The sequence below is a fragment of the Streptomyces sp. NPDC127106 genome, from assembly GCF_042677605.1.
GTDB lineage: Bacteria > Actinomycetota > Actinomycetes > Streptomycetales > Streptomycetaceae > Streptomyces.
In genome coordinates, this window is sequence record NZ_JBHXTC010000060.1 from 1 (window position 1) to 21,454 (window position 21,454).

The following is a 21,454-nucleotide window of genomic DNA, read 5'->3' on the forward strand; positions in this document are numbered from 1 at the left end:
GCGGCATGTACGCCACGGTCAAGGAGCTCGGTGAGGACACCGTCACCCTTGAGGTGGCCCCCGGCGTCCACGCGATCTACGCGAAGATGGCGGTCCCCGCCAGTGATACTTCTGCGGGGGGCAGGGGTCCCCACCACACATTTTCGTGGCCGTCCGCGCGCTGACCGAAGCGCCGCCCGGGCGGTTGGACAGGGAGATACGACAAGGTGGCAGCACCGAAGAAGGGCCGACGGCCCACGGGGGCTCAGGGGAGGCCTGGGCGCGCCCTGGCCATCATCCTGATCGCGATGGTGGCGCTCACCGCGGGGATGTTCCTCTCGAAGCAGACGACCCCTCGCCTGGGCATCGACCTCGCGGGCGGTACGACCATCACGCTCAAGGCGAAGAGCGAACCGGGCAAGCCGGACGCGGTCAACGAGACCAACATGAACACGGCCGTCGGCATCATCGACCGCCGCGTCAACGGTCTCGGCGTCTCGGAGGCCGAGGTCCAGACCCAGGGCCGCGACCACATCATCGTGAACATCCCCAAGGGGGTGAACGAGCAGCAGGCCCGCGAGCAGGTCGGCACCACCGCCCAGCTCTACTTCCGCCCGGTCCTGGCGTTCGCCGACGGTGCCCCGGCCGCCCCCGCGGCCACGCCGAGCCCGTCCGCGAGCCCCTCCGGTGCCCCCAAGGCAGAGGGCAGCGCCAAGCCCGGCGCGTCGGCCACCCCGTCGTCCAGCGCCACTTCCCAGGGCCGTGCGGTCAGCGAGGCCCTCAAGGCCCCCGCCGCCACGGCCTCTCCCTCGCCCTCGGCGAGCGAGTCGAAGAAGGCAGACGACAACAAGGCCGCCCCGTCCCCCGTCCCGACCCCGTCGGGTGCGGACGCGGCCGCCGCCGACCTCCAGGCCAAGTTCGCCGCCCTGGACTGCACCGACGAGCAGCAGCGCGTCGCCGCCGGCAAGGGCGCCAAGCCCGAGGAGCCGACGCTCGCCTGCGGCCAGCGCGGCACCGCCTGGGGCAAGTGGATCCTCGGCCCGGCCGGTGTCGCCGGTACGGACGTCAAGGAAGCACAGGGCGTCATCGACCCGCAGCGCGGTCAGTGGATCGTGACGATGCAGTTCACCGACAAGGGCGCCGACAAGTTCGCCAAGATCACCGGTGAGCTGGCCACCAAGCAGGCCCCGCAGAACCAGTTCGCGATCGTCCTCGACGGCAAGGTCATCTCCGACCCCTCCGTCAGCCAGGCGCTGACCGGCGGCAACGCCGAGATCTCCGGCGGCTTCACCCAGCAGTCCGCCCAGGACCTGGGCAACATGCTCTCGTACGGCGCCCTGCCGCTCTCCTTCAGCGAGGACAGCGTCACCACCGTCACCGCCGCCCTCGGCGGCGAGCAGCTCAAGGCCGGCCTGATCGCGGGCGCCATCGGCCTCGCCCTGGTCGTGATCTACCTGCTCGTGTACTACCGGGGCCTGTCGTTCATCGCCATCCTCAGCCTGATGGTCTCCGCGGTCCTCACGTACACGCTCATGGCGCTGCTCGGCAAGGGCATCGGCTTCGCCCTGAACCTGCCCGCCGTGTGCGGTGCGATCGTCGCGATCGGCATCACCGCGGACTCGTTCATCGTGTACTTCGAGCGCATCCGCGACGAGATCCGCGAGGGCCGCACCCTGCGCCCGGCGGTCGAGCGGGCCTGGCCGCGCGCCCGGCGCACCATCCTGGTCTCCGACTTCGTGTCGTTCCTGGCCGCCGCGGTGCTGTTCATCGTCACCGTCGGCAAGGTGCAGGGCTTCGCCTTCACCCTCGGTCTGACCACCCTGCTCGACGTGGTCGTGGTGTTCCTCTTCACCAAGCCGCTCATGACGCTGATGGCCCGTACGAAGTTCTTCTCCAGCGGACACCCGTGGTCCGGCCTGGACCCGAAGCGCCTGGGCGCCCGCCCGCCGCTGCGGAGCTCCCGGCGCCGCACCCCCGCCCCCGTCGACGCAAAGGAGGCGTGAGATGTCGAAGCTCGGAGATCTCGGCGCCAAGCTGTACCGCGGCGAGGTCGGCTACGACTTCGTCGGCAAGCGCTTCATCTGGTACGGCGTCTCGATCCTGATCACCATCACGGCGATCGTGGGCCTGGCCGTCCAGGGCCTCAACATGGGCATCGAGTTCAAGGGCGGTGCCGTCTTCACCACCGGCAAGACGACCGTCTCGGACGCCAAGGCCCGGGAGCTCGCCAAGGAGGCCTCCGGCCACGCGGCGATCGTCCAGAAGCTCGGCAACGGCACCCTGCGCATCCAGATCGCCAGCCTGGACACCGACTCCGCCAACGACGTCAAGAAGGAGCTGGCGGCCGGCCTCAAGATGCCGGCGGAGGAGATCAACGCGGACCTGGTCGGCCCCAGCTGGGGCGAGCAGATCGCGAACAAGGCCTGGACCGGCCTCGGCGTCTTCATGATCCTCGTGGTCATCTACCTGGCCATCGCCTTCGAGTGGCGCATGGCGGTGGCCGCGCTGATCGCCCTGATCCACGACCTCACCATCACCGTCGGCGTGTACGCGCTCGTCGGCTTCGAGGTCACCCCGGGCACCGTGATCGGTCTGCTGACGATCCTCGGCTACTCCCTCTACGACACCGTCGTCGTCTTCGACGGTCTGAAGGAGGGCTCGAAGGACATCACGAAGCAGACCCGCTACACCTTCGGCGAGATCGCCAACCGCAGCATCAACGGCACCCTGGTCCGCTCGATCAACACCACGGTCGTGGCCCTGCTCCCGGTCGCCGGCCTGCTGTTCATCGGCGGCGGCTTCCTGGGCGCCGGCATGCTGAACGACATCTCCCTGTCGCTGTTCGTCGGCCTCGCGGCCGGTGCATACTCCTCGATCTTCATCGCGACCCCGCTGGTCGTGGACCTCAAGGAGCGCGAGCCGGCGATGAAGGCCCTGCGCAAGCGGGTCCTCGCCAAGCGGGCCGCCGCGACCGCCAAGGGAGAGTCCGTGGAGGACGAGGCGTACGACACGGATGAGGCGCCGCAGATCGTGGCGCAGGGCCGGGCTGCGGGGCGCCGCCGATGACCGCAATGCCCCCCGAGGTCCGCGAGCTGCTCCTCAGCCGCATCAAGGACGTGCCGGACTACCCGAAGCCGGGCGTGATGTTCAAGGACATCACCCCGCTGCTGGCCGACCCGGCCGCCTTCGCCGCGCTGACGGACACCCTCGCCGGGCTGGCGACCCGCTACGGCGCGACGAAGATCGTCGGCCTGGAGGCGCGCGGGTTCATCCTCGCCGCCCCCGTGGCCGTCCAGGCGGGCATCGGCTTCGTGCCGGTGCGCAAGGCCGGCAAGCTGCCCGGGGCGACCCTCGCCCAGGCGTACGAGCTGGAGTACGGCACCGCCGAGATCGAGGTCCACGCCGAGGACCTCCGGGCCGGCGACCGGGTCATGGTCATCGACGACGTCCTGGCCACCGGCGGCACGGCCCACGCCTCGCTGTCGCTGATCCGCCGGGCCGGAGCCGAGGTCGCCGGAGTGGCGGTGCTCATGGAGCTGTCGTTCCTGCCGGGACGGGAACGGCTGACCGAGGCGCTCGCGGGCGCACCGCTGGACGCCCTGATCATCGTCTGACGACCGGACGGCGCAACGGCGCGAAGGAGCGGCGGGCACCGGGAATCCTCCCCGGGCCCGCCGCTCCGGCACATCCGGGCCCGGCGGCGGCCCCGCACCTCCGCCCCCGCCGCCCGGACCGGCGCCCGCACGGCGGACGCCCGCGGTGCGGGCAGGCGGTGCGGGCAGGGGGAACAGGCCGGCGGAACCCTCGCTACCATGGGATATCCGGACCTGACCGGGGCACCGGATCCTCCCCCGGACTCCGTCCGGGGGGACCCCCAGAGGAGCGCTCTTGCCAGACGAGGTCCAGCCACTCTCCGCCGCGCAGCCCGACCCCCAGGCCGACAAGGCTGCGGCGCCCCCCGCCACGCCCCCGCCGGCCCCGCTCGCGAAGCCCGCGCCCGCCCGGCCCGCGCCGACGAAGCCCGCAGGGTCCTCCAACCGCGTGCGCGCCCGGCTCGCCCGCCTCGGAGTACAGCGTTCCAACCCGTACAACCCGGTACTGGAACCCCTGCTGCGCATAGTCCGCAGCAACGACCCGAAGATCGAGACGGCCACCCTCCGCCAGATCGAGCAGGCCTACCAGGTCGCCGAACGCTGGCACCGGGGACAGAAGCGCAAGAGCGGCGACCCGTACATCACCCACCCGCTCGCGGTGACCACGATCCTCGCCGAGCTCGGCATGGACCCGGCGACCCTGATGGCCGGCCTGCTCCACGACACCGTCGAGGACACCGACTACGGGCTGGAGGACCTCCGCCGCGACTTCGGCGACGCCGTCGCCCTCCTCGTCGACGGCGTCACCAAGCTCGACCGGGTCAAGTTCGGCGAGGCCGCCCAGGCCGAGACCGTCCGCAAGATGGTCGTCGCCATGGCCAAGGACCCCCGCGTCCTCGTCATCAAGCTCGCCGACCGCCTGCACAACATGCGCACCATGCGCTACCTCAAGCGGGAGAAGCAGGAGAAGAAGGCCCGCGAGACCCTGGAGATCTACGCCCCGCTGGCCCACCGGCTGGGCATGAACACCATCAAGTGGGAACTGGAGGACCTCTCCTTCGCGATCCTCTACCCCAAGATGTACGACGAGATCGTCCGCCTCGTCGCCGAACGCGCCCCGAAGCGGGACGAGTACCTCGCCATCGTCACCGACGAGGTGCAGACCGACCTCAGAGCGGCCCGCATCAAGGCCACCGTCACCGGCCGGCCCAAGCACTACTACAGCGTCTACCAGAAGATGATCGTCCGCGGACGCGACTTCGCGGAGATCTACGACCTGGTGGGCATCCGCGTCCTCGTCGACACCGTCCGCGACTGCTACGCGGCACTGGGCACCGTCCACGCCCGCTGGAACCCGGTTCCGGGGCGGTTCAAGGACTACATCGCGATGCCCAAGTTCAACATGTACCAGTCGCTCCACACGACGGTCATCGGGCCCAACGGCAAGCCGGTCGAGCTGCAGATCCGCACCTTCGACATGCACCGCCGCGCCGAGTACGGCATCGCCGCGCACTGGAAGTACAAGCAGCAGACCGTCGCCGGCGCCTCCAAGATCCGCACCGACGTGCCGCAGGCCGCCAAGGGCAGCGCCGGCCAGGACACCGTCAACGACATGGCCTGGCTGCGCCAGCTGCTGGACTGGCAGAAGGAGACCGAGGACCCGGGCGAGTTCCTCGACTCGCTGCGCTTCGACCTCTCCCGCAACGAGGTCTTCGTCTTCACCCCGAAGGGCGACGTCATCGCCCTGCCGGCCGGCGCCACCCCCGTGGACTTCGCGTACGCGGTCCACACCGAGGTCGGCCACCGCACCATAGGCGCCCGGGTCAACGGCCGCCTCGTCCCGCTCGAATCCACCCTCGACAACGGCGACCTCGTCGAGGTGTTCACCTCCAAGGCCGAGGGCGCCGGCCCGTCCCGGGACTGGCTCGGCTTCGTCAAGTCCCCGCGGGCCCGCAACAAGATCCGCGCCTGGTTCTCCAAGGAGCGCCGCGACGAGGCCATCGAGCACGGCAAGGACGCCATCGCGCGGGCCATGCGCAAGCAGAACCTGCCGATCCAGCGCATCCTCACCGGCGACTCCCTCGTCACCCTCGCCCACGAGATGCGCTACCCCGACATCTCGTCCCTGTACGCGGCGATCGGCGAGGGCCACGTGGCCGCGCAGGGCGTCGTCCAGAAGCTCGTCCAGGCCCTCGGCGGGGAGGAGGCCGCCAACGAGGACATCGAGGAGAGCGTCCCGCCGTCCCGCGCCCGCACCAAGCGGCGCGGCAGCGCCGACCCCGGCGTGGTCGTCAAGGGCGTCGACGACGTGTGGGTCAAGCTGGCCCGCTGCTGCACGCCGGTGCCCGGCGACCCGATCATCGGCTTCGTCACCCGCGGCAGTGGCGTATCGGTTCACCGCGCGGACTGCGTCAACGTGGACTCCCTCTCCCAGCAGCCCGAGCGGATCCTCGAGGTCGAATGGGCGCCCACCCAGTCCTCGGTGTTCCTGGTCGCCATCCAGGTCGAGGCGCTGGACCGCTCCCGCCTCCTGTCGGACGTCACCCGGGTCCTGTCGGACCAGCACGTGAACATCCTCTCGGCCGCCGTGCAGACCTCCCGCGACCGGGTGGCCACCTCCCGGTTCACGTTCGAGATGGGCGACCCGAAGCACCTGGGCCACGTCCTGAAGGCCGTTCGGGGCGTGGAGGGCGTCTACGACGTCTACCGCGTCACCTCCGCCCGGAGGCCCTGACCCCGGCACGTGAGAGGGCCCCGGTACGCATGACGCTTACCGGGGCCCTCTTCCTGGTGACGGCCACCTCACACTCAGCCGCCGAACTCCTCCAGGCCCTTCAGCGCCTGGTCCAGCAGGGCCTGACGGCCCTCCAGCTCACGCGCCAGCTTGTCGGCCTTGGCGTTGTTGCCCGCCGCACGCGCCGCGTCGATCTCCGCGCGCAGCTTGTCGACCGCCGCCTGCAGCTGACCCGTCAGACCGGCCGCACGGGCCCGCGCCTCCGGGTTCGTCCGGCGCCACTCGCCCTCCTCGGCCTCCTGGATCGCGCGCTCCACGGCGTGCATCCGGCCCTCCACCCGGGCGCGGGCGTCCCGCGGCACGTGCCCGATGGCCTCCCAGCGCTCGTTGACCGAACGGAACGCGGCACGGGCCGCCTTCAGGTCCGTCACCGGGACGAGCTTCTCGGCCTCCTCGGCCAGCTCCTCCTTCAGCTTCAGGTTCTCCACCTGCTCGGCGTCGCGCTCCGCGAACACCTCGCTGCGCGCCGCGAAGAACACGTCCTGCGCACCGCGGAAACGGTTCCACAGGTCGTCCTCGGCCTCCCGCTGCGCGCGGCCCGCCGCCTTCCAGTCCGCCATCAGCTCGCGGTAGCGGGCGGCCGTCGGACCCCAGTCCGTCGACTTCGACAGCGACTCGGCCTCGGCGACCAGCTTCTCCTTGACCTTGCGGGCGTCCTCGCGCTGCGCGTCCAGCGCCGCGAAGTGCGCCTTGCGCCGCTTGGAGAAGGCGGAACGGGCGTGCGAGAAGCGGTGCCACAGCTCGTCGTCGGACTTGCGGTCCAGCCGCGGCAGCCCCTTCCAGGTGTCCACCAGGGCCCGCAGCCGCTCGCCCGCGGCCCGCCACTGGTCGCTCTGCGCCAGCTCCTCGGCCTCGACCACCAGCGTTTCCTTGGCCGTCCGGGCCTCGTCCGCCTGCTTGGCCTTCTGGGCCTTGCGCTCCTCGCGGCGCGCATCCACGTCCGCGACCAGCTTGTCCAGCCGCACGCGCAGCGCGTCGAGGTCACCCACGGCGTGGTGCTCCTCCACCTGCGTGCGCAGGTGGTCGATCGCGATCTGGGCGTCCTTGGCGGACAGATCGGTGGTCCGCACCCGCCGCTCGAGGAGGCCGATCTCGACCACCAGGCCCTCGTACTTGCGCTCGAAGTAGGCCAGGGCCTCCTCAGGGGTGCCCGCCTGCCACGAGCCGACGACCTTCTCCCCCTCGGCAGTACGCACGTACACGGTGCCCGTCTCGTCGACGCGGCCCCACGGGTCGCTGCTCACAGCGCCTCCTCCACCTGATGCCTGCGAGGGGGTCCACCCCCGGGCATCGTCCACAGTTTCCTGGGGCGGGCAGCGCCCGCCCTGCACAACGCCAACATAGGCGACCGCCGGGCCGGCTGTCCGCATCCCGCACGACGGAATATCGCCGCGGGGGGCGCGGGGCCGACCCGGCACGCCGCCCTGCCCGTCAGTTCTGGGTGACGGTGCCCTTCTGGATCGTCACCGGGGTCTTCGGGGCGCCGTCCTGGCCGCCTTCCGCCGTGCCGGCCTTGGCGACCTCCTCCAGCGCCTTCAGGCCCGCCGCGTCGATCTTTCCGAACGGGGTGTAGGACGGTGCCAGCGGGCTGTCCTTGTAGACCAGGAAGAACTGGCTGCCACCGGTGTGCGGACGGCCGGTGTTGGCCATCGCCACCGTGCCCGCCGGGTAGATCACCTGGCCCTGCTCGTTCGGCTTGCCCAGGGCGTCGAGGTTCTCGTCCGCGATCGTGTAGCCGGGGCCGCCCATGCCGGTGCCCTCCGGGTCGCCGCACTGCAGCACGTAGATCCCGGAGGTGGTCAGCCGGTGGCACTTGGTGTTGTCGAAGAAGCCCTTGTCCGCCAGCGCCTTGAACGAGTTGACCGTCTCCGGGGTCTTCGCCGCGTCCATCTCGACCTTGATGTCACCGGCGCTCGTCTTCAGCGCGAAGGTGTACTTGGCCTTCTGGTCGATCGCCATGGCGGGGGCCGGGGACTGCTTCGGGCTCGGCGCGGCCGACGGGCTCGCCGCCGGGTCCGCCGCCTCGTCCTTCTTGCCCGAGTCGAAGACGCCGCCGACGATCAGGCCGACCAGCGCGGCGAGCACCACGGCCACCGCCGCACCGATCACCATCGCCCGCTGCCGCCCCTTGCGCCGGGCCTCGGCCCGACGCTGCTGCTGACGCTCGAACTTCTCCCTGGCGAGCTGTCGCCGCCGCTGATCGCTCGTGACCACCGGGTCGTCTCCTTGTACGTGTCTGGTACCGCTGTCCGGGCTCGGTTATGCCGTACCGTATATGGGTTCGCTGTGGAACGAGCCGCGCCGGTAGGCTCTGAGCAGCAGCATTGGCGATCGACGGCCGCTGCCGACCCTCCCGCCGGACACGAATGAGGACGAACGTGCTGATTGCCGGGTTCCCCGCAGGGGCCTGGGGGACCAACTGCTACGTGGTCGCCCCCGCCGCTGGCGAGGAGTGCGTGATCATCGACCCGGGCCACCAGGCCACCCAGGGAGTCGAGGAGACGCTGAAGAAGCATCGGCTCAAGCCCGTCGCGGTCGTCCTCACCCACGGCCACATCGACCATGTGGCCTCGGTGGTCCCGGTGTGCGGAGCGCACGACGTTCCCGCCTGGATCCACCCCGAGGACCGCTACATGATGAGCGATCCGGAGAAGGCCCTCGGCCGTTCCATCGGGATGCCGCTCATGGGCGAGCTCACCATCGGCGAGCCGGACGACGTCCGCGAGCTCACCGACGGCGCCGGGCTGAAGCTGGCGGGCCTCGACTTCACGGTGGCGCACGCGCCCGGCCATACCAAGGGGTCGGTGACCTTCCGGATGCCCGAGCAGGCCGACATCCCCTCGGTGTTCTTCTCGGGCGACCTGCTCTTCGCCGGCTCCATCGGACGTACCGACCTGCCCGGCGGTTCCCACGCCGAGATGCTCGAGTCCCTGGCCCGCGTGTGCCTGCCGCTCGACGACTCGACCGTGGTGCTGTCCGGCCACGGTCCCCAGACCACCATCGGCCGCGAGCGCGTGACCAACCCGTACCTGCGGGAGGTCGCCGCCGGCCTGGGAGCGGACCCGACCGCCGCCCCACGACGAGGAATGTGACGAGACTTTCGTGAGCACCTTCAAGGCCCCCAAGGGCACGTACGACCTGATCCCGCCGTTCTCGGCGAAGTACCTGGCCGTCCGAGAGGCCATCTCCGCGCCGCTGCGGAAGGCCGGCTACGGGTACGTCGAGACGCCCGGTTTCGAGGACGTCAACCTGTTCGCCCGCGGCGTCGGCGAGTCCACCGACATCGTCAGCAAGGAGATGTACTCCTTCGAAACGAAGGGCGGAGACAAGCTCGCCCTTCGCCCTGAAGGTACTGCCTCGGTGTTGCGTGCAGCCCTGGAGGCCAGCCTGCACAAGCAGGGCAACCTGCCGGTCAAGCTCTGGTACTCGGGCTCGTACTACCGCTACGAGAAGCCGCAGAAGGGCCGCTACCGCCACTTCTCGCAGGTCGGCGCCGAGGCCATCGGCGCCGAGGACCCGGCGCTGGACGCCGAGCTGATCATCCTGGCCGACCAGGCGTACCGCTCGCTGGGCCTCAGCAACTTCCGCATCCTGCTGAATTCGCTCGGCGACAAGGAGTGCCGCCCGGTCTACCGCGAGGCCCTCCAGGCCTTCCTGCGCGGGCTCGACCTGGACGAGGAGACCCTGCGCCGCGCCGAGATCAACCCGCTGCGGGTGCTCGACGACAAGCGGGCCGACGTCCAGAAGCAGTTGGTCGACGCGCCGCTGCTGCGTGACTACCTGTGCGACGCCTGCAAGGCCTACCACGCAGAGGTGCGCATGCTGACCACCGCGGCGGGCGTGGCCTTCGAGGACGACCCGAAGCTGGTCCGCGGCCTGGACTACTACACCCGCACCACCTTCGAGTTCGTCCACGACGGCCTGGGCTCCCAGTCCGCGGTCGGCGGCGGCGGTCGCTACGACGGCCTGTCCGAGATGATCGGCGGCCCGGCGCTGCCGTCGGTGGGCTGGGCGCTCGGCGTGGACCGCACGGTCCTGGCCCTGGAGGCGGAGGGTGTCGAGCTGGACATCCCGGCGGCCACCAGTGTCTTCGCCGTCGCCATCGGCGAGGAGGCCCGCCGGCTGCTGTTCGGCAAGGTCATCGAGCTGCGCAAGGAGGGCATCGCGGCTGACTTCTCGTTCGGCGGCAAGGGGCTCAAGGGCAGCATGAAGGATGCGAACCGCTCGGGCGCCCGCCTCGCCGTGGTCGCAGGCGAGCGCGACCTGGCCGAGGGCGTCGTCCAGCTCAAGGACATGGAGTCCGGCGAGCAGACGGCCGTGGCGCTGGACGCGCTGGTCGAGAGCGTGCGCGCGAAGCTCGCGTGATGTGACGACGGGGCCGGACGGCGCACGCCGCCGTCCGGCCCCGAACCCCGCTGCTGCGGGGAGCAGTGAACCGGACGACGAGCAGCGGACGTACGGGTTTCCTCCCGGCCGGGCGCACAGGTCCGTGCGGCAGAATGCACCGCATGACGACTACAGGCGACAAGACCGTGCGGACCGTCGGCGCCAGCCGGGCGCTGGCCTGGCTGCTGGTGATCACCGGCGCGGCCGGGCTGCTCGCGGCCTGGGTGATCACGATCGACAAGTTCAAGCTGCTGGAGGACCCGAACTTCACGCCGGGCTGCAGCCTCAACCCGGTCGTCTCCTGCGGCAACATCATGAAGAGCGAGCAGGCGGCGGTGTTCGGCTTCCCGAACCCGATGCTCGGCCTCGTCGCCTACGGGATCGTGATCTGCGTCGGGATGAGCGTGCTCGCCGGGGCCCGGTTCCGCCCCTGGTACTGGCTGACCTTCAACGCCGGCTGCCTCTTCGGCGTCGTCTTCTGCGCCTGGCTGACGTACCAGTCGCTGTACAGCATCGGCGCCCTGTGCCTGTGGTGCAGCCTGGCCTGGGTCGCCACGATCTTCATGTTCTGGTACGTCACCGCGCACAACGTGCGCGAGGGGATACTGCCCGCGCCCGGCTGGCTGCGCAGCTTCCTGGACGAGTTCACCTGGGTGCTGCCGGTCCTGCACGTCGGGATCATCGGCATGCTGGTCCTGACCCGCTGGTGGGACTTCTGGACCTCCTGAGCCGCCCCGGGCTGTCGGCGCGAGCGCTTAGGCTTCCCGTGTGGAACCAGACCTGTTCACCGCCGCAGCCGAAGAGCGCCAGGAGAAGGACCCGGCGAGCTCCCCGCTCGCCGTCCGGATGCGCCCGCGCAACCTGGACGAGGTCGTCGGTCAGCAGCACCTGCTGAAGCCCGGATCGCCGCTGCGGCGGCTGGTCGGGGAGGGCGCGGGCGGCCCGGCCGGCCCCTCGTCGGTGATCCTGTGGGGCCCGCCCGGCATCGGCAAGACCACCCTCGCGTACGTGGTGAGCCAGGCGACGCAGAAGCGCTTCGTGGAGCTGTCCGCCATCACCGCGGGCGTGAAGGAGGTCCGGGCGGTCATCGAGGGCGCCCGGCGCGCGGCCGGCGGGTACGGCAAGGAGACCGTCCTCTTCCTCGACGAGATCCACCGCTTCAGCAAGGCCCAGCAGGACTCGCTGCTCCCTGCCGTGGAGAACCGCTGGGTGACGCTGATCGCGGCGACCACCGAGAACCCGTACTTCTCGGTCATCTCCCCGCTGCTGTCGCGCTCGCTGCTGCTGACGCTGGAGCCGCTGACCGACGATGACCTGAGCGCGCTGATGCGCCGGGCCCTGACCGAGGAGCGGGGGCTGGGCGGGGCCGTCTCCCTGCCGGCGGACGCCGAGGCGCACCTGCTGCGGATCGCGGGCGGGGACGCCCGGCGCGCCCTGACGGCGCTGGAGGCGGCCGCGGGCGCGGCGCTGGCCAAGGGCGAGGACGAGATCAGCCTGAAGACGGTGGAGGAGACGGTCGACCGGGCGGCCGTGGCCTACGACCGGGACGGCGACCAGCACTACGACGTGGCGAGCGCGCTGATCAAGTCGATCCGCGGCTCGGACGTGGACGCGGCGCTGCACTACCTGGCCCGGATGATCGAGGCGGGGGAGGACCCGCGGTTCATCGCCCGGCGGCTGATGATCTCGGCGAGCGAGGACATCGGCCTGGCCGATCCGACGGCCCTGCCGCTCGCGGTGGCCGCGGCCCAGGCGGTGGCGATGATCGGCTTCCCGGAGGCGGCGCTGACCCTGTCGCACGCGACGATCGCGCTGGCGCTGGCCCCGAAGTCGAACACGGCGACGACCGCGATCGGAGCGGCGCTCGCGGACGTCCGGGCGGGCCTGGCGGGGACCGTTCCGGCCCACCTGAGGGACGGGCACTACAAGGGCGCGGCGAAGCTCGGGCACGCGGTGGGCTACGTGTACCCGCACGACGTGCCGGGCGCCATCGCGGCGCAGCAGTACGCCCCGGACGCGGTGCACGGCAAGCGGTACTACGAGCCGACGCGCTACGGCGCGGAGGCGCGGTACGCGGACGTGGTGGAGAAGGTCCGCGAGCGCCTGCGCGGTTCCTAGGCCGAGCGGTCGTGGTGGGTCGGCTGAGGTTCGGCAGCGCCCCGAAGGGCCGCCGGGGAGCTGCGCGACCGGCCCCAGTGCGCCCGCAGAATCGCCGGCCTTTTGCGGCACCTCCCGCGGAGCGCTCAGCGGCCGGCTGCGGCGAAGAGGTTCTGCATGGCGCGGCGCAGCCCGCGGACGTCGCTGACGGGGGTCGGGAAGTCGAAGCGGGCGTCGAAGGCGGACGCCGAGTCGGGGCAGGTGAAGCGGACCCGCAGGCCGAGGCGGTCGAGGGCGAGCGGGACGGCGGTCAGGCCCGCGCTCTCCCGCGTTCCGAGCAGGGAGCCCAGGTCGCGGACCCGGTCGCGGTGGGCGGCGGCGAGGTGCTGGAGGAGTTCCGTCTCGTGGGCGGCCACGGGGTCGGGTTCGGCCGCGGCGAGGTCGTCGGGGTCCACGCGCTCGGCGCCCCACAGGTCGTCGACGGAGACGTCGCCGACCTCCAGCCGGAGCAGCACCCACTGAGGGCGGCCGTGCAGGCGCAGCAGTTCGCCCACCGGGTGGCGCTCGGCGAGCAGTGCGGCGCAGGCGGGGCGGTCGTGCTCGTTGACCTGGGTCAGCCACCCGGCGAGCCACGCGCGGCCTCGGATACGATGGGGCACGGACACCGGCGCCACATCCGTGATCTCGATCACGGCGGTGAGGTCGTCGTCCTGGGCGTGCACGGCTGCCCTGGCAGCCGTGGAATCCCCTGATACCAGGAGGATCACGTCCCCGTCCGGGGTGACGGTCGCAGCGGCCGGCATCCCCGTCCACCACTCGCCCTGGTCACGAGCACCGGGGAGCGTGAGGGATACTGAGGCGTTGGACTCTACGAGGGTTCGTACGCGTTCGGCTCCGGTGAGCTGCCGAACGCCTTCCCTGGGACGCGGCTGACCTTGTTCATCGTCGTCGAAAGCGGATTCCGTTTCGTTGGAATCCGAACTCCGATGCGCACTGGGCAAGGGGATCCCATGCGGTCGAGACATTACGTCCTCCTCGATAAGGTAAGCCTCACCTAACTTACATGGAGGTAGGTTCCCCGTGAACCAGAAGCGACCCAAGGTCAAGAAGTCGCGTGCTCTCGGCATCGCCCTGACGCCGAAGGCCGTCAAGTACTTCGAGGCCCGCCCCTACCCGCCGGGCGAGCACGGCCGTGGCCGCAAGCAGAACTCGGACTACAAGGTCCGTCTGCTCGAGAAGCAGCGTCTGCGCGCTCAGTACGACATCTCCGAGCGTCAGATGGCCCGCGCGTACGACCGCGCCAAGAAGGCCGAGGGCAAGACGGGCGAGGCGCTGGTCGTCGAGCTCGAGCGTCGTCTCGACGCCCTGGTCCTGCGTTCGGGCATCGCCCGCACCATCTACCAGGCCCGCCAGATGGTCGTCCACGGCCACATCGAGGTCAACGGCGCGAAGGTCGACAAGCCGTCGTTCCGCGTCCGTCCGGACGACGTCATCACCGTCCGCGAGCGCAGCCGCGAGAAGGTTCCGTTCCAGGTCGCCCGTGAGGGTGGCTACGCAGGCGAGGGCGAGACCCCGCGCTACCTGCAGGTCAACCTGAAGGCCCTGGCCTTCCGCCTGGACCGCGAGCCGAACCGCAAGGAGATCCCGGTCATCTGCGACGAGCAGCTCGTCGTCGAGTACTACGCCCGCTGATCCTTCGGCAGGCGTAGCCTCACAGGCTGGTCAGCCCGCCGGTTCCCCCTCGGGGGTGCCGGCGGGCTTCCTGTTTTCCGGGCGCCGGACGACGTACCCCGCCCGAGGGGGCCGACCGGCCCCGGGGCAAGATTGTTTCCGGAGTCCTGCGGGCCCGTGGGCCGGGATTCTCGGTACGGCTGCCCAGCTCCGGCGCGATAGGGTCGGAGAACGACTTTTCTACGTAGCGATCAACATGCAGAGAGCGGTGCGACGTGTCCGGTGGAGAGGTGGCCGGGATCCTCGTGGCCGTCTTCTGGGCAATTCTGGTCTCCTTCCTGGCCGTGGCGCTGGCAAGGCTTGCCCAGGTGCTCAAGGCGACCACCAAGCTGGTGGCCGAGGTGACCGAGCAGGCCGTTCCGCTGCTGGCGGACGCCTCCACGACCGTCCGCTCCGCACGCACGCAGCTCGACCGGGTCGACGCCATCGCCAGTGACGTCCAGGAGGTCACCTCCAACGCGTCCGCGCTGTCGTCCACCGTGGCCTCCACCTTCGGCGGCCCGCTGGTCAAGGTCGCGGCCTTCGGCTACGGGGTCCGCAAGGCCCTGGGTCGGACCCAGGAGGGTGCGCCGCCCGCCGCGGAGCGACGTACCGTGATCGTTGGGCGTACGGTGCCGGCGGCCCGGCGCCGGAAGCAGAAGGGCTGACCCACGCCGATGTTCCGCCGAGCCTTCTGGTTCACCGCAGGCGCAGCCGCCGGCGTGTGGGCCACCAACAAGGTCCACCGCCAGCTCAAGAAGCTGACGCCGGAGAGCCTCGCGGCCCAGGCCGCAGACAAGGCCGTGGAGGCGGGCCACCGCCTCAAGGAGTTCGCCCTCGACGTCAAGGCGGGAATGTCCCAGCGCGAGGACGAGCTGAATGACGCACTGGGGTTGCACCAGGACCCCGACCGGCCCGACAACGTCCGCGCCCTCCCCGGGCCGCGGCGGATGCGGGCCATCCAGAACGACACGCACCCCAAGACAACCCACCGACCGAACTTCTCCTACATCAACCGGAATGAGGACCACTGATGGAGTCGGCTGAGATTCGCCGCCGCTGGCTGAGCTTCTTCGAGGAGCGCGGTCACACCGTCGTCCCTTCGGCGTCGCTCATCGCGGACGACCCGACTCTGCTCCTGGTCAACGCGGGCATGGTCCCGTTCAAGCCGTACTTCCTCGGTGAGACCAAGCCGCCCGCCCCGCGCGCCACCAGTGTGCAGAAGTGCGTCCGCACCCCGGACATCGAAGAGGTCGGCAAGACCACCCGCCACGGCACGTTCTTCCAGATGTGCGGCAACTTCTCCTTCGGCGACTACTTCAAGGAAGGCGCCATCAAGCTGGCCTGGGAGCTGCTCACCACGCCCCAGGACAAGGGTGGCTACGGCCTGGAGCCGGAGAAGCTCTGGATCACCGTCTACCAGGACGACGACGAGGCCGAGGAGATCTGGGCCAACGTCATCGGCGTGCCGCGCGAGCGCATCCAGCGCCTGGGCAAGAAGGACAACTTCTGGTCCATGGGCGTGCCCGGCCCCTGCGGCCCCTGCTCCGAGATCAACTACGACCGCGGCCCCGAGTTCGGTGTCGAGGGCGGCCCCGCCGTCAACGACGAGCGGTACGTAGAGATCTGGAACCTCGTCTTCATGCAGTACGAGCGGGGCGCCGGCGACGGCAAGGAGGACTTCCCGATCCTCGGCGACCTGCCGTCCAAGAACATCGACACCGGTCTCGGCCTCGAGCGCCTGGCGATGATCCTCCAGGGCGTGCAGAACATGTACGAGACCGACACCCTGCGCGTCGTCATGGACAAGGCCACCGAGCTGACCGGCGTCCGCTACGGCCAGGCCAAGGACACCGACGTCTCGATGCGCGTGGTCGCCGACCACGTGCGCACCTCCGCCATGCTCATCGGCGACGGCGTCACCCCCGGCAACGAGGGCCGCGGCTACGTGCTGCGCCGCATCATGCGCCGGGCCATCCGCAACATGCGCCTCATGGGCGCCACCGGTCCCGTGGTCAAGGACCTCATCGACGTCGTGATCGACACGATGGGCCAGCAGTACCCGGAGCTCATCACCGAGCGGGGGCGCATCGAGACCGTGGCCCTCGCCGAGGAGGCCGCGTTCCTGAAGGCCATCAAGGGCGGCACCAACATCCTCGACAGCGCCGTGACCGAGACCAAGGCCGCCGGCGGCACGGTCCTCTCCGGCGACAAGGCGTTCCTGCTCCACGACACCTGGGGCTTCCCGATCGACCTCACCCTGGAGATGGCCGCCGAGCAGGGCCTCACCGTGGACGAGTCCGGCTTCCGCCGCCTGATGCAGGAGCAGCGGGACCGCGCCAAGGCCGACGCCAAGGCCAAGAAGACCGGCCACGCCGACGTCTCCGCCTACCGCGAGATCGCCGACAACGCCGGCGGCACCGAGTTCACCGGCTACGTCACCAACCAGGGCGAGGCCACCGTCGTCGGCCTGCTGGTCAACGGCGTCTCCTCGCCCGCGGCCTCCGAGGGCGACGAGGTCGAGGTCGTCCTCGACCGCACCCCCTTCTACGCCGAGGGCGGCGGCCAGCTCGCCGACCAGGGCCGGATCAAGCTCGACACCGGTGCCGTCATCGAGGTCCGCGACGTGCAGCAGCCGGTCCCCGGCGTCTCCGTCCACAAGGGCTCCGTGCAGGTCGGCGAGGTGACGGTGGGCGCCTCCGCGTACGCCGCCATCGACGTCAAGCGCCGCCATGCCATCGCCCGCGCCCACTCGGCCACGCACCTGACCCACCAGGCGCTGCGCGACGCCCTGGGGCCGACCGCCGCCCAGGCCGGTTCCGAGAACAGCCCCGGTCGCTTCCGCTTCGACTTCGGCTCGCCGAACGCCGTCCCCGGCTCGGTCCTCACCGACGTCGAGCAGAAGATCAACGACGTGCTCTCCCGCGAGCTCGACGTCACGGCCGAGATCATGAGCATCGACGAGGCGAAGAAGCAGGGAGCCATCGCCGAGTTCGGCGAGAAGTACGGCGAGCGGGTCCGTGTCGTCACCATCGGTGACTTCTCCAAGGAGCTGTGCGGCGGCACGCACGTCGCCAACACCGCCCACCTGGGCCTGGTGAAGCTGCTCGGCGAGTCCTCGATCGGCTCCGGCGTGCGCCGTGTCGAGGCCCTGGTCGGTGTGGACGCGTACCGCTTCCTCGCCAAGGAGCACACGGTCGTCGCCCAGCTCCAGGAGCTGGTCAAGGGCCGTTCGGAGGAGCTGCCGGAGAAGATCGCCACCATGCTCGGCAAGCTGAAGGACGCCGAGAAGGAGATCGAGAAGTTCCGCGCGGAGAAGGTCCTCAAGGCCGCCGCCGGCCTCGCCGAGAACGCCCAGGACATTCGCGGCGTGGCCCTCGTCGTGGGCCAGGTGCCGGACGGCACCGGCGCCGACGACCTGCGCAAGCTGGTCCTCGACGTCCGCGGCCGCATCCAGGGCGACCGCCCGGCCGTCGTGGCCCTGTTCACCACGGCGAACGACCGCCCGCTGACCGTGATCGCCACCAACGAGGCCGCCCGCGAGCGCGGTCTCAAGGCCGGCGACCTGGTCCGCACCGCCGCCAAGACCCTCGGCGGCGGCGGGGGCGGCAAGCCGGACGTGGCCCAGGGCGGCGGCCAGAACCCGGCCGCCGTTCCGGACGCCATCGCCGCGGTCGAGCGCCTGGTCGTGGAGACGGTCTGACCATGACACTGCGCCGCGGCCGCCGTCTGGCCATCGACGTCGGGGACGCCCGTATCGGGGTCGCCACCTGCGACCCCGACGGGGTGCTGGCCACACCGGTGGAAACCGTTCCGGGCCGGGACATCCCCTTCGCCCACCGGCGGCTGCGGCAGCTCGTCGAGGAGTACGAGCCCCTGGAGGTCGTGGTCGGCCTGCCCCGCTCGCTCAGCGGGCGGGAGGGACCGGCCGCGGCCAAGGTGCGCGCCTTCGCCGCCGAACTCGCCAGGGGCATCAAGCCGGTGACCGTCCGCCTGGTCGACGAGCGGATGACCACGGTCACCGCCGCCCAGGGGCTGCGGGCCTCCGGCCGCAACGCCAAGAAGGGCCGGTCGGTCATCGACCAGGCCGCCGCTGTGGTGATCCTCCAGAACGCTCTTGAGACCGAACGGGTATCGGGTAATCCGCCTGGCGAGTGCGTCGAAGTGGTTGTCTGATCGCGGTACGGTAACGTTCCGCGAGACGCGGCGACATTCGAACAGTCGTCGCCCACCACTTCAGAGGCGGAACCGGGTGCCGTGGCGGCGCGAGTCACGAGCACTCCGTCTCGCGGCTCTAGGGGATCGATGACTGAATATGGCCGGGGCCCTGGCTCCGAACCGTGGCACCCGGGGGACCCGCTGTACGGGGACCCCGGGTGGAACGGGCACGAGGCCCAGCAGGGCCACATGCCCTATGGCGGTGGCCCGCAGCAGCAGTACCCGCAGGAGCCGCAGTACCAGCAGCAGTACGTGCAGCAGGGCCCGTACCCGGACCAGATGCAGGGCTACGCCCCGCAACAGGCGCACCAGCCGATGCACCCGCACGCCCAGCAGCAGGTCCACCCGCAGCAACAGCAGCAGACGTACGGCGGCCAGGCCTGGGACACCGGCCAGGGCCAGTACGCCGTCGCCGACCCGCAGGCTCCCCAGGCGTACCCGGCAGCCGATCCGCACGCGCCCGACGCGTACGCGCCCACTGACGCGTACGCGACGGCCGACCCGTACGCGGGCGCGGAACCGTACGCCCAGCAGCCCGCCGGCGGCTACCCGGGGGAGACCCCCGACCTGTACGGAACCGAGGAGTCCTACCCGCCACCGGAGCCCCCGGGCCGGCGCCGCCCGGCTCCGGACCCGGAAGCGGAACCGGAAGCCGAGGAGGACGACGAGGACGAGGAGACCGCCACGGCGGCCGGCGGCGGGCGCCGCTCGGGCCGGAAGGGCAAGGGAAAGGACAAGCCGAAGCGGAGTCGTGCGTCCTGCCTGGTCGCCGCCGTCGTGATCGTCGGCGTCCTCGGCGGTGGCGGCTACTACGGCTACGACTACCTCAAGACGAGGTTCGGCCCTGCGGAGGACTTCACGGGCGAGGGCACCTCCGAGTCCGTCGAGGTGCAGATCCCCAACGGCGCCGGGCTCACGCAGATGGGCGTCATCCTCAAGGAGCACGGCGTGGTCGCCAGCGCCGACGCGTTCGTCGCCGCCGCCACGGCGAACAAGAGGGGCACCTCCATCCAGCCGGGCGTCTACACGCTCAAGAAGAAGATGTCGGCCGCGTCCGCCGTCGCCGTGATGATCGACCCCTCGAAGCTCAACGTCCTCGTCCTCCCCGAGGGCAAGCGGGCCGTCGAGGTGTACGAAATGATCGACAAGAAGCTCGACAAGCCCGCGGGCACCACGGCAGAGGTCGCCAAGCGCGATCCCAAGGGACTCGGCCTGCCCGCCTGGGCGGCCGACAACCAGAAGATCAAGGACCCGCTGGAAGGGTTCCTCTTCCCCGCGCGCTACGACGTCACCAAGGAAACGACCCCCGAATCGCTGCTCAAGCAGATGGTCCGGAACGCCAGCGACCAGTACGCGAACCTCGGCTTCGAGGCCAAGGCGAAGTCCCTGGGCCTGGAGACCCCGCTCCAGCTGGTCACGGTCGCGAGCCTGGTCCAGGTCGAGGGCAACAAGCACGACGACTACCGCAAGATGTCCGAGGTCATCTACAACCGCCTGAAGAAGACCAACGACGTCACGAACCAGAAGCTCGAGTTCGACTCGACGATCAACTACCTCAAGGGCACGAGCGACATCAACGTGTCCCGCGAGGAGACCCGCAGGCTCGACAACCCCTACAACACCTACCTCTACAAGGGCCTCACCCCGGGACCGATCAGCAACCCGGGCAGCGAAGCCCTCAACGCCGCACTCGACCCCGACAAGGGCGGCTGGATGTTCTTCGTGTCGGTCGACGGAAACACGACGACCTTCACCAAGACCTTCGCCGAACACGAGAAACTGGTCGCGGAGTTCAACGCGCGTCAGAAGCAGAAGAACGGCGGGTAGGTAGAAACAGATGTCACGCATACGGGCCGCGGTGCTGGGTTCACCGATCGAGCACTCCCTCTCACCGGTGTTGCACCGCGCCGCGTACCAGGAGCTCGGCCTCGACGACTGGTCGTACGACCGCTTCGAGGTCGACGAGGCCGCGCTCCCCGAGTTCGTCTCCGGCCTCGGCCCCGAGTGGGCCGGGCTGTCCCTGACCATGCCGCTCAAGCGGGCGATCATCCCCCTGCTCGACGGCATCAGCGACACCGCCGCCTCCGTCGAGGCGGTCAATACGGTCGTCCTCACCGAGGACGGCCGCCGCCTCGGCGACAACACCGACATCCCCGGGATCGTCGCCGCCCTCCACGAGCGCGGCGTCGACAAGGTGGAGAGCGCCGCCATCCTCGGCGCCGGCGCCACCGCCTCCTCCGCCCTGGCCGCCCTCGCCCGGATCTGCTCCGGCGAGGTCACCGCCTACGTCCGCTCGCGGCTCCGCGCCGACGAAATGCGCCAGTGGGGCGAGCGGCTCGGCGTCCGCGTCCGCACCGAGGAGTGGTCGCAGGCCGCCGAGGCCCTCACCGCCCCCCTGGTGATCGCCACCACCCCGGCCGGCGCCACCGACAAGCTGGTCGGCGCCGTCCCGGACGCCCCCGGCACCCTCTTCGACGTGCTCTACGAACCCTGGCCGACCGCCCTCGCGGCCGCCTGGTCGGAGCGCGGCGGCCGGCTCCTCGGCGGGCTGGACCTCCTGGTCCACCAGGCGGTCCTCCAGGTCGAGCAGATGACCGACTGCACCGCCGGACCGCTGGCCGCGATGCGCGCCGCGGGCGAGGCCGCCCTGCGCGACCGCCACCACTGATCGGCACCG

At 70.7% G+C, this 21,454-nt stretch carries 18 protein-coding genes and 1 pseudogene; 16 read left to right on the forward strand and 3 right to left on the reverse strand.

Features of this window, described 5'->3' with window-relative positions:
* The 5 genes and pseudogenes from ACFVGY_RS31925 to ACFVGY_RS31945 all read left to right on the forward strand — a co-directional run.
* A pseudogene (locus ACFVGY_RS31925) lies at positions 1–101 on the forward strand (preprotein translocase subunit YajC); the annotation flags it as partial.
* A gap of 105 nt (positions 102–206) precedes the next feature.
* The gene (gene secD, locus ACFVGY_RS31930) at positions 207–1,982 is read left to right on the forward strand and encodes a protein translocase subunit SecD (RefSeq protein WP_385684087.1); all 1,776 of its coding nucleotides are present in this window, start codon (positions 207–209) and stop codon (positions 1,980–1,982) included.
* 1 nt (position 1,983) lies between these two features.
* Positions 1,984–3,045 carry a protein translocase subunit SecF gene (gene secF, locus ACFVGY_RS31935; protein ID WP_385684090.1) on the forward strand — a complete coding sequence of 354 codons (1,062 nt, stop codon included), beginning with the start codon at positions 1,984–1,986 and terminating at the stop codon, positions 3,043–3,045.
* A 5-nt stretch (positions 3,046–3,050) separates the two neighbouring features.
* A complete protein-coding gene (locus ACFVGY_RS31940) occupies positions 3,051–3,593 on the forward strand; it encodes an adenine phosphoribosyltransferase (RefSeq protein WP_385684186.1) in 543 nt (180 codons plus the stop codon).
* A 274-nt stretch (positions 3,594–3,867) separates the two neighbouring features.
* Positions 3,868–6,306: a RelA/SpoT family protein gene (locus tag ACFVGY_RS31945; protein ID WP_385684093.1), complete on the forward strand. Its 2,439-nt coding sequence runs from the start codon at positions 3,868–3,870 to the stop codon at positions 6,304–6,306.
* Positions 6,307–6,380: 74 nt separating this feature from the next.
* On the opposite strand, the gene ACFVGY_RS31950 is transcribed toward ACFVGY_RS31945, so the two are convergent.
* Positions 6,381–7,610, reverse strand: coding sequence for a DUF349 domain-containing protein (locus tag ACFVGY_RS31950; protein ID WP_385684096.1), 1,230 nt, complete (start codon positions 7,608–7,610; stop codon positions 6,381–6,383).
* Between the two features lie 187 nt (positions 7,611–7,797).
* The gene (locus ACFVGY_RS31955) at positions 7,798–8,580 is read right to left on the reverse strand and encodes a peptidylprolyl isomerase (RefSeq protein WP_385684099.1); all 783 of its coding nucleotides are present in this window, start codon (positions 8,578–8,580) and stop codon (positions 7,798–7,800) included.
* Between the two features lie 164 nt (positions 8,581–8,744).
* On the opposite strand from ACFVGY_RS31955, the gene ACFVGY_RS31960 reads away from it, so the two are divergent.
* From ACFVGY_RS31960 to ACFVGY_RS31975, 4 genes are all read left to right on the forward strand, one after another.
* Positions 8,745–9,458 carry an MBL fold metallo-hydrolase gene (locus tag ACFVGY_RS31960; RefSeq protein WP_385684102.1) on the forward strand — a complete coding sequence of 238 codons (714 nt, stop codon included), beginning with the start codon at positions 8,745–8,747 and terminating at the stop codon, positions 9,456–9,458.
* A 10-nt stretch (positions 9,459–9,468) separates the two neighbouring features.
* The gene (gene hisS, locus ACFVGY_RS31965; RefSeq protein ID WP_385684106.1) at positions 9,469–10,731 is read left to right on the forward strand and encodes a histidine--tRNA ligase; all 1,263 of its coding nucleotides are present in this window, start codon (positions 9,469–9,471) and stop codon (positions 10,729–10,731) included.
* Positions 10,732–10,874: 143 nt separating this feature from the next.
* Positions 10,875–11,480, forward strand: coding sequence for a vitamin K epoxide reductase family protein (locus ACFVGY_RS31970; RefSeq protein WP_385684108.1), 606 nt, complete (start codon positions 10,875–10,877; stop codon positions 11,478–11,480).
* Positions 11,481–11,520: 40 nt separating this feature from the next.
* Positions 11,521–12,870 (forward strand): replication-associated recombination protein A, encoded by a 1,350-nt coding sequence (locus ACFVGY_RS31975; RefSeq protein ID WP_385684111.1) that lies wholly within the window; start codon positions 11,521–11,523, stop codon positions 12,868–12,870.
* A gap of 125 nt (positions 12,871–12,995) precedes the next feature.
* Here the strand turns inward: ACFVGY_RS31975 and ACFVGY_RS31980 are convergent, their stop codons facing one another.
* Positions 12,996–13,652: a DUF2470 domain-containing protein gene (locus ACFVGY_RS31980; protein ID WP_385684114.1), complete on the reverse strand. Its 657-nt coding sequence runs from the start codon at positions 13,650–13,652 to the stop codon at positions 12,996–12,998.
* A 277-nt stretch (positions 13,653–13,929) separates the two neighbouring features.
* Between ACFVGY_RS31980 and rpsD the strand changes: the two genes are divergently transcribed.
* The 7 genes from rpsD to ACFVGY_RS32015 all read left to right on the forward strand — a co-directional run bounded on the left by rpsD (position 13,930) and on the right by ACFVGY_RS32015 (position 21,445).
* Positions 13,930–14,541, forward strand: coding sequence for a 30S ribosomal protein S4 (gene rpsD, locus ACFVGY_RS31985; protein ID WP_356848389.1), 612 nt, complete (start codon positions 13,930–13,932; stop codon positions 14,539–14,541).
* Positions 14,542–14,795: 254 nt separating this feature from the next.
* On the forward strand, positions 14,796–15,227 hold the full coding sequence (locus ACFVGY_RS31990) for a DUF948 domain-containing protein (RefSeq protein ID WP_385684118.1): 432 nt from the start codon (positions 14,796–14,798) through the stop codon (positions 15,225–15,227).
* A gap of 9 nt (positions 15,228–15,236) precedes the next feature.
* The gene (locus tag ACFVGY_RS31995) at positions 15,237–15,593 is read left to right on the forward strand and encodes a DUF6167 family protein (protein WP_385684121.1); all 357 of its coding nucleotides are present in this window, start codon (positions 15,237–15,239) and stop codon (positions 15,591–15,593) included.
* Entirely contained in the window at positions 15,593–18,262 is a 2,670-nt protein-coding gene (gene alaS / locus ACFVGY_RS32000; protein WP_385684124.1) for an alanine--tRNA ligase, read from the forward strand. Before ACFVGY_RS31995 ends, alaS begins: the two co-directional genes overlap by 1 nt.
* A 2-nt stretch (positions 18,263–18,264) precedes the next feature.
* A complete protein-coding gene (gene ruvX / locus ACFVGY_RS32005) occupies positions 18,265–18,735 on the forward strand; it encodes a Holliday junction resolvase RuvX (protein WP_385684127.1) in 471 nt (156 codons plus the stop codon).
* 231 nt (positions 18,736–18,966) lie between these two features.
* Positions 18,967–20,604 (forward strand): endolytic transglycosylase MltG, encoded by a 1,638-nt coding sequence (gene mltG, locus ACFVGY_RS32010; protein WP_385684130.1) that lies wholly within the window; start codon positions 18,967–18,969, stop codon positions 20,602–20,604.
* Positions 20,605–20,614: 10 nt separating this feature from the next.
* The gene (locus tag ACFVGY_RS32015; protein ID WP_385684133.1) at positions 20,615–21,445 is read left to right on the forward strand and encodes a shikimate dehydrogenase; all 831 of its coding nucleotides are present in this window, start codon (positions 20,615–20,617) and stop codon (positions 21,443–21,445) included.
* Positions 21,446–21,454 lie beyond the last annotated feature (9 nt).

What these genes read in the sequence shown, in the direction of transcription:
- secF (WP_385684090.1), top strand. Translation starts at nt 1,984, where the DNA reads ATGTCGAAGCTCGGAGATCTCGGCGCCAAGCTGTACCGCGGCGAGGTC.
- ACFVGY_RS31940 (WP_385684186.1), top strand. Translation starts at nt 3,051, where the DNA reads ATGCCCCCCGAGGTCCGCGAGCTGCTCCTCAGCCGCATCAAGGACGTG.
- ACFVGY_RS31970 (WP_385684108.1), top strand. Translation starts at nt 10,875, where the DNA reads ATGACGACTACAGGCGACAAGACCGTGCGGACCGTCGGCGCCAGCCGG.
- ACFVGY_RS31980 (WP_385684114.1), bottom strand. Translation starts at nt 13,652, where the DNA reads ATGCCGGCCGCTGCGACCGTCACCCCGGACGGGGACGTGATCCTCCTG.
- ACFVGY_RS31995 (WP_385684121.1), top strand. Translation starts at nt 15,237, where the DNA reads ATGTTCCGCCGAGCCTTCTGGTTCACCGCAGGCGCAGCCGCCGGCGTG.
- alaS (WP_385684124.1), top strand. Translation starts at nt 15,593, where the DNA reads ATGGAGTCGGCTGAGATTCGCCGCCGCTGGCTGAGCTTCTTCGAGGAG.
- ruvX (WP_385684127.1), top strand. Translation starts at nt 18,265, where the DNA reads ATGACACTGCGCCGCGGCCGCCGTCTGGCCATCGACGTCGGGGACGCC.
- mltG (WP_385684130.1), top strand. Translation starts at nt 18,967, where the DNA reads ATGCCCTATGGCGGTGGCCCGCAGCAGCAGTACCCGCAGGAGCCGCAG.
- ACFVGY_RS32015 (WP_385684133.1), top strand. Translation starts at nt 20,615, where the DNA reads ATGTCACGCATACGGGCCGCGGTGCTGGGTTCACCGATCGAGCACTCC.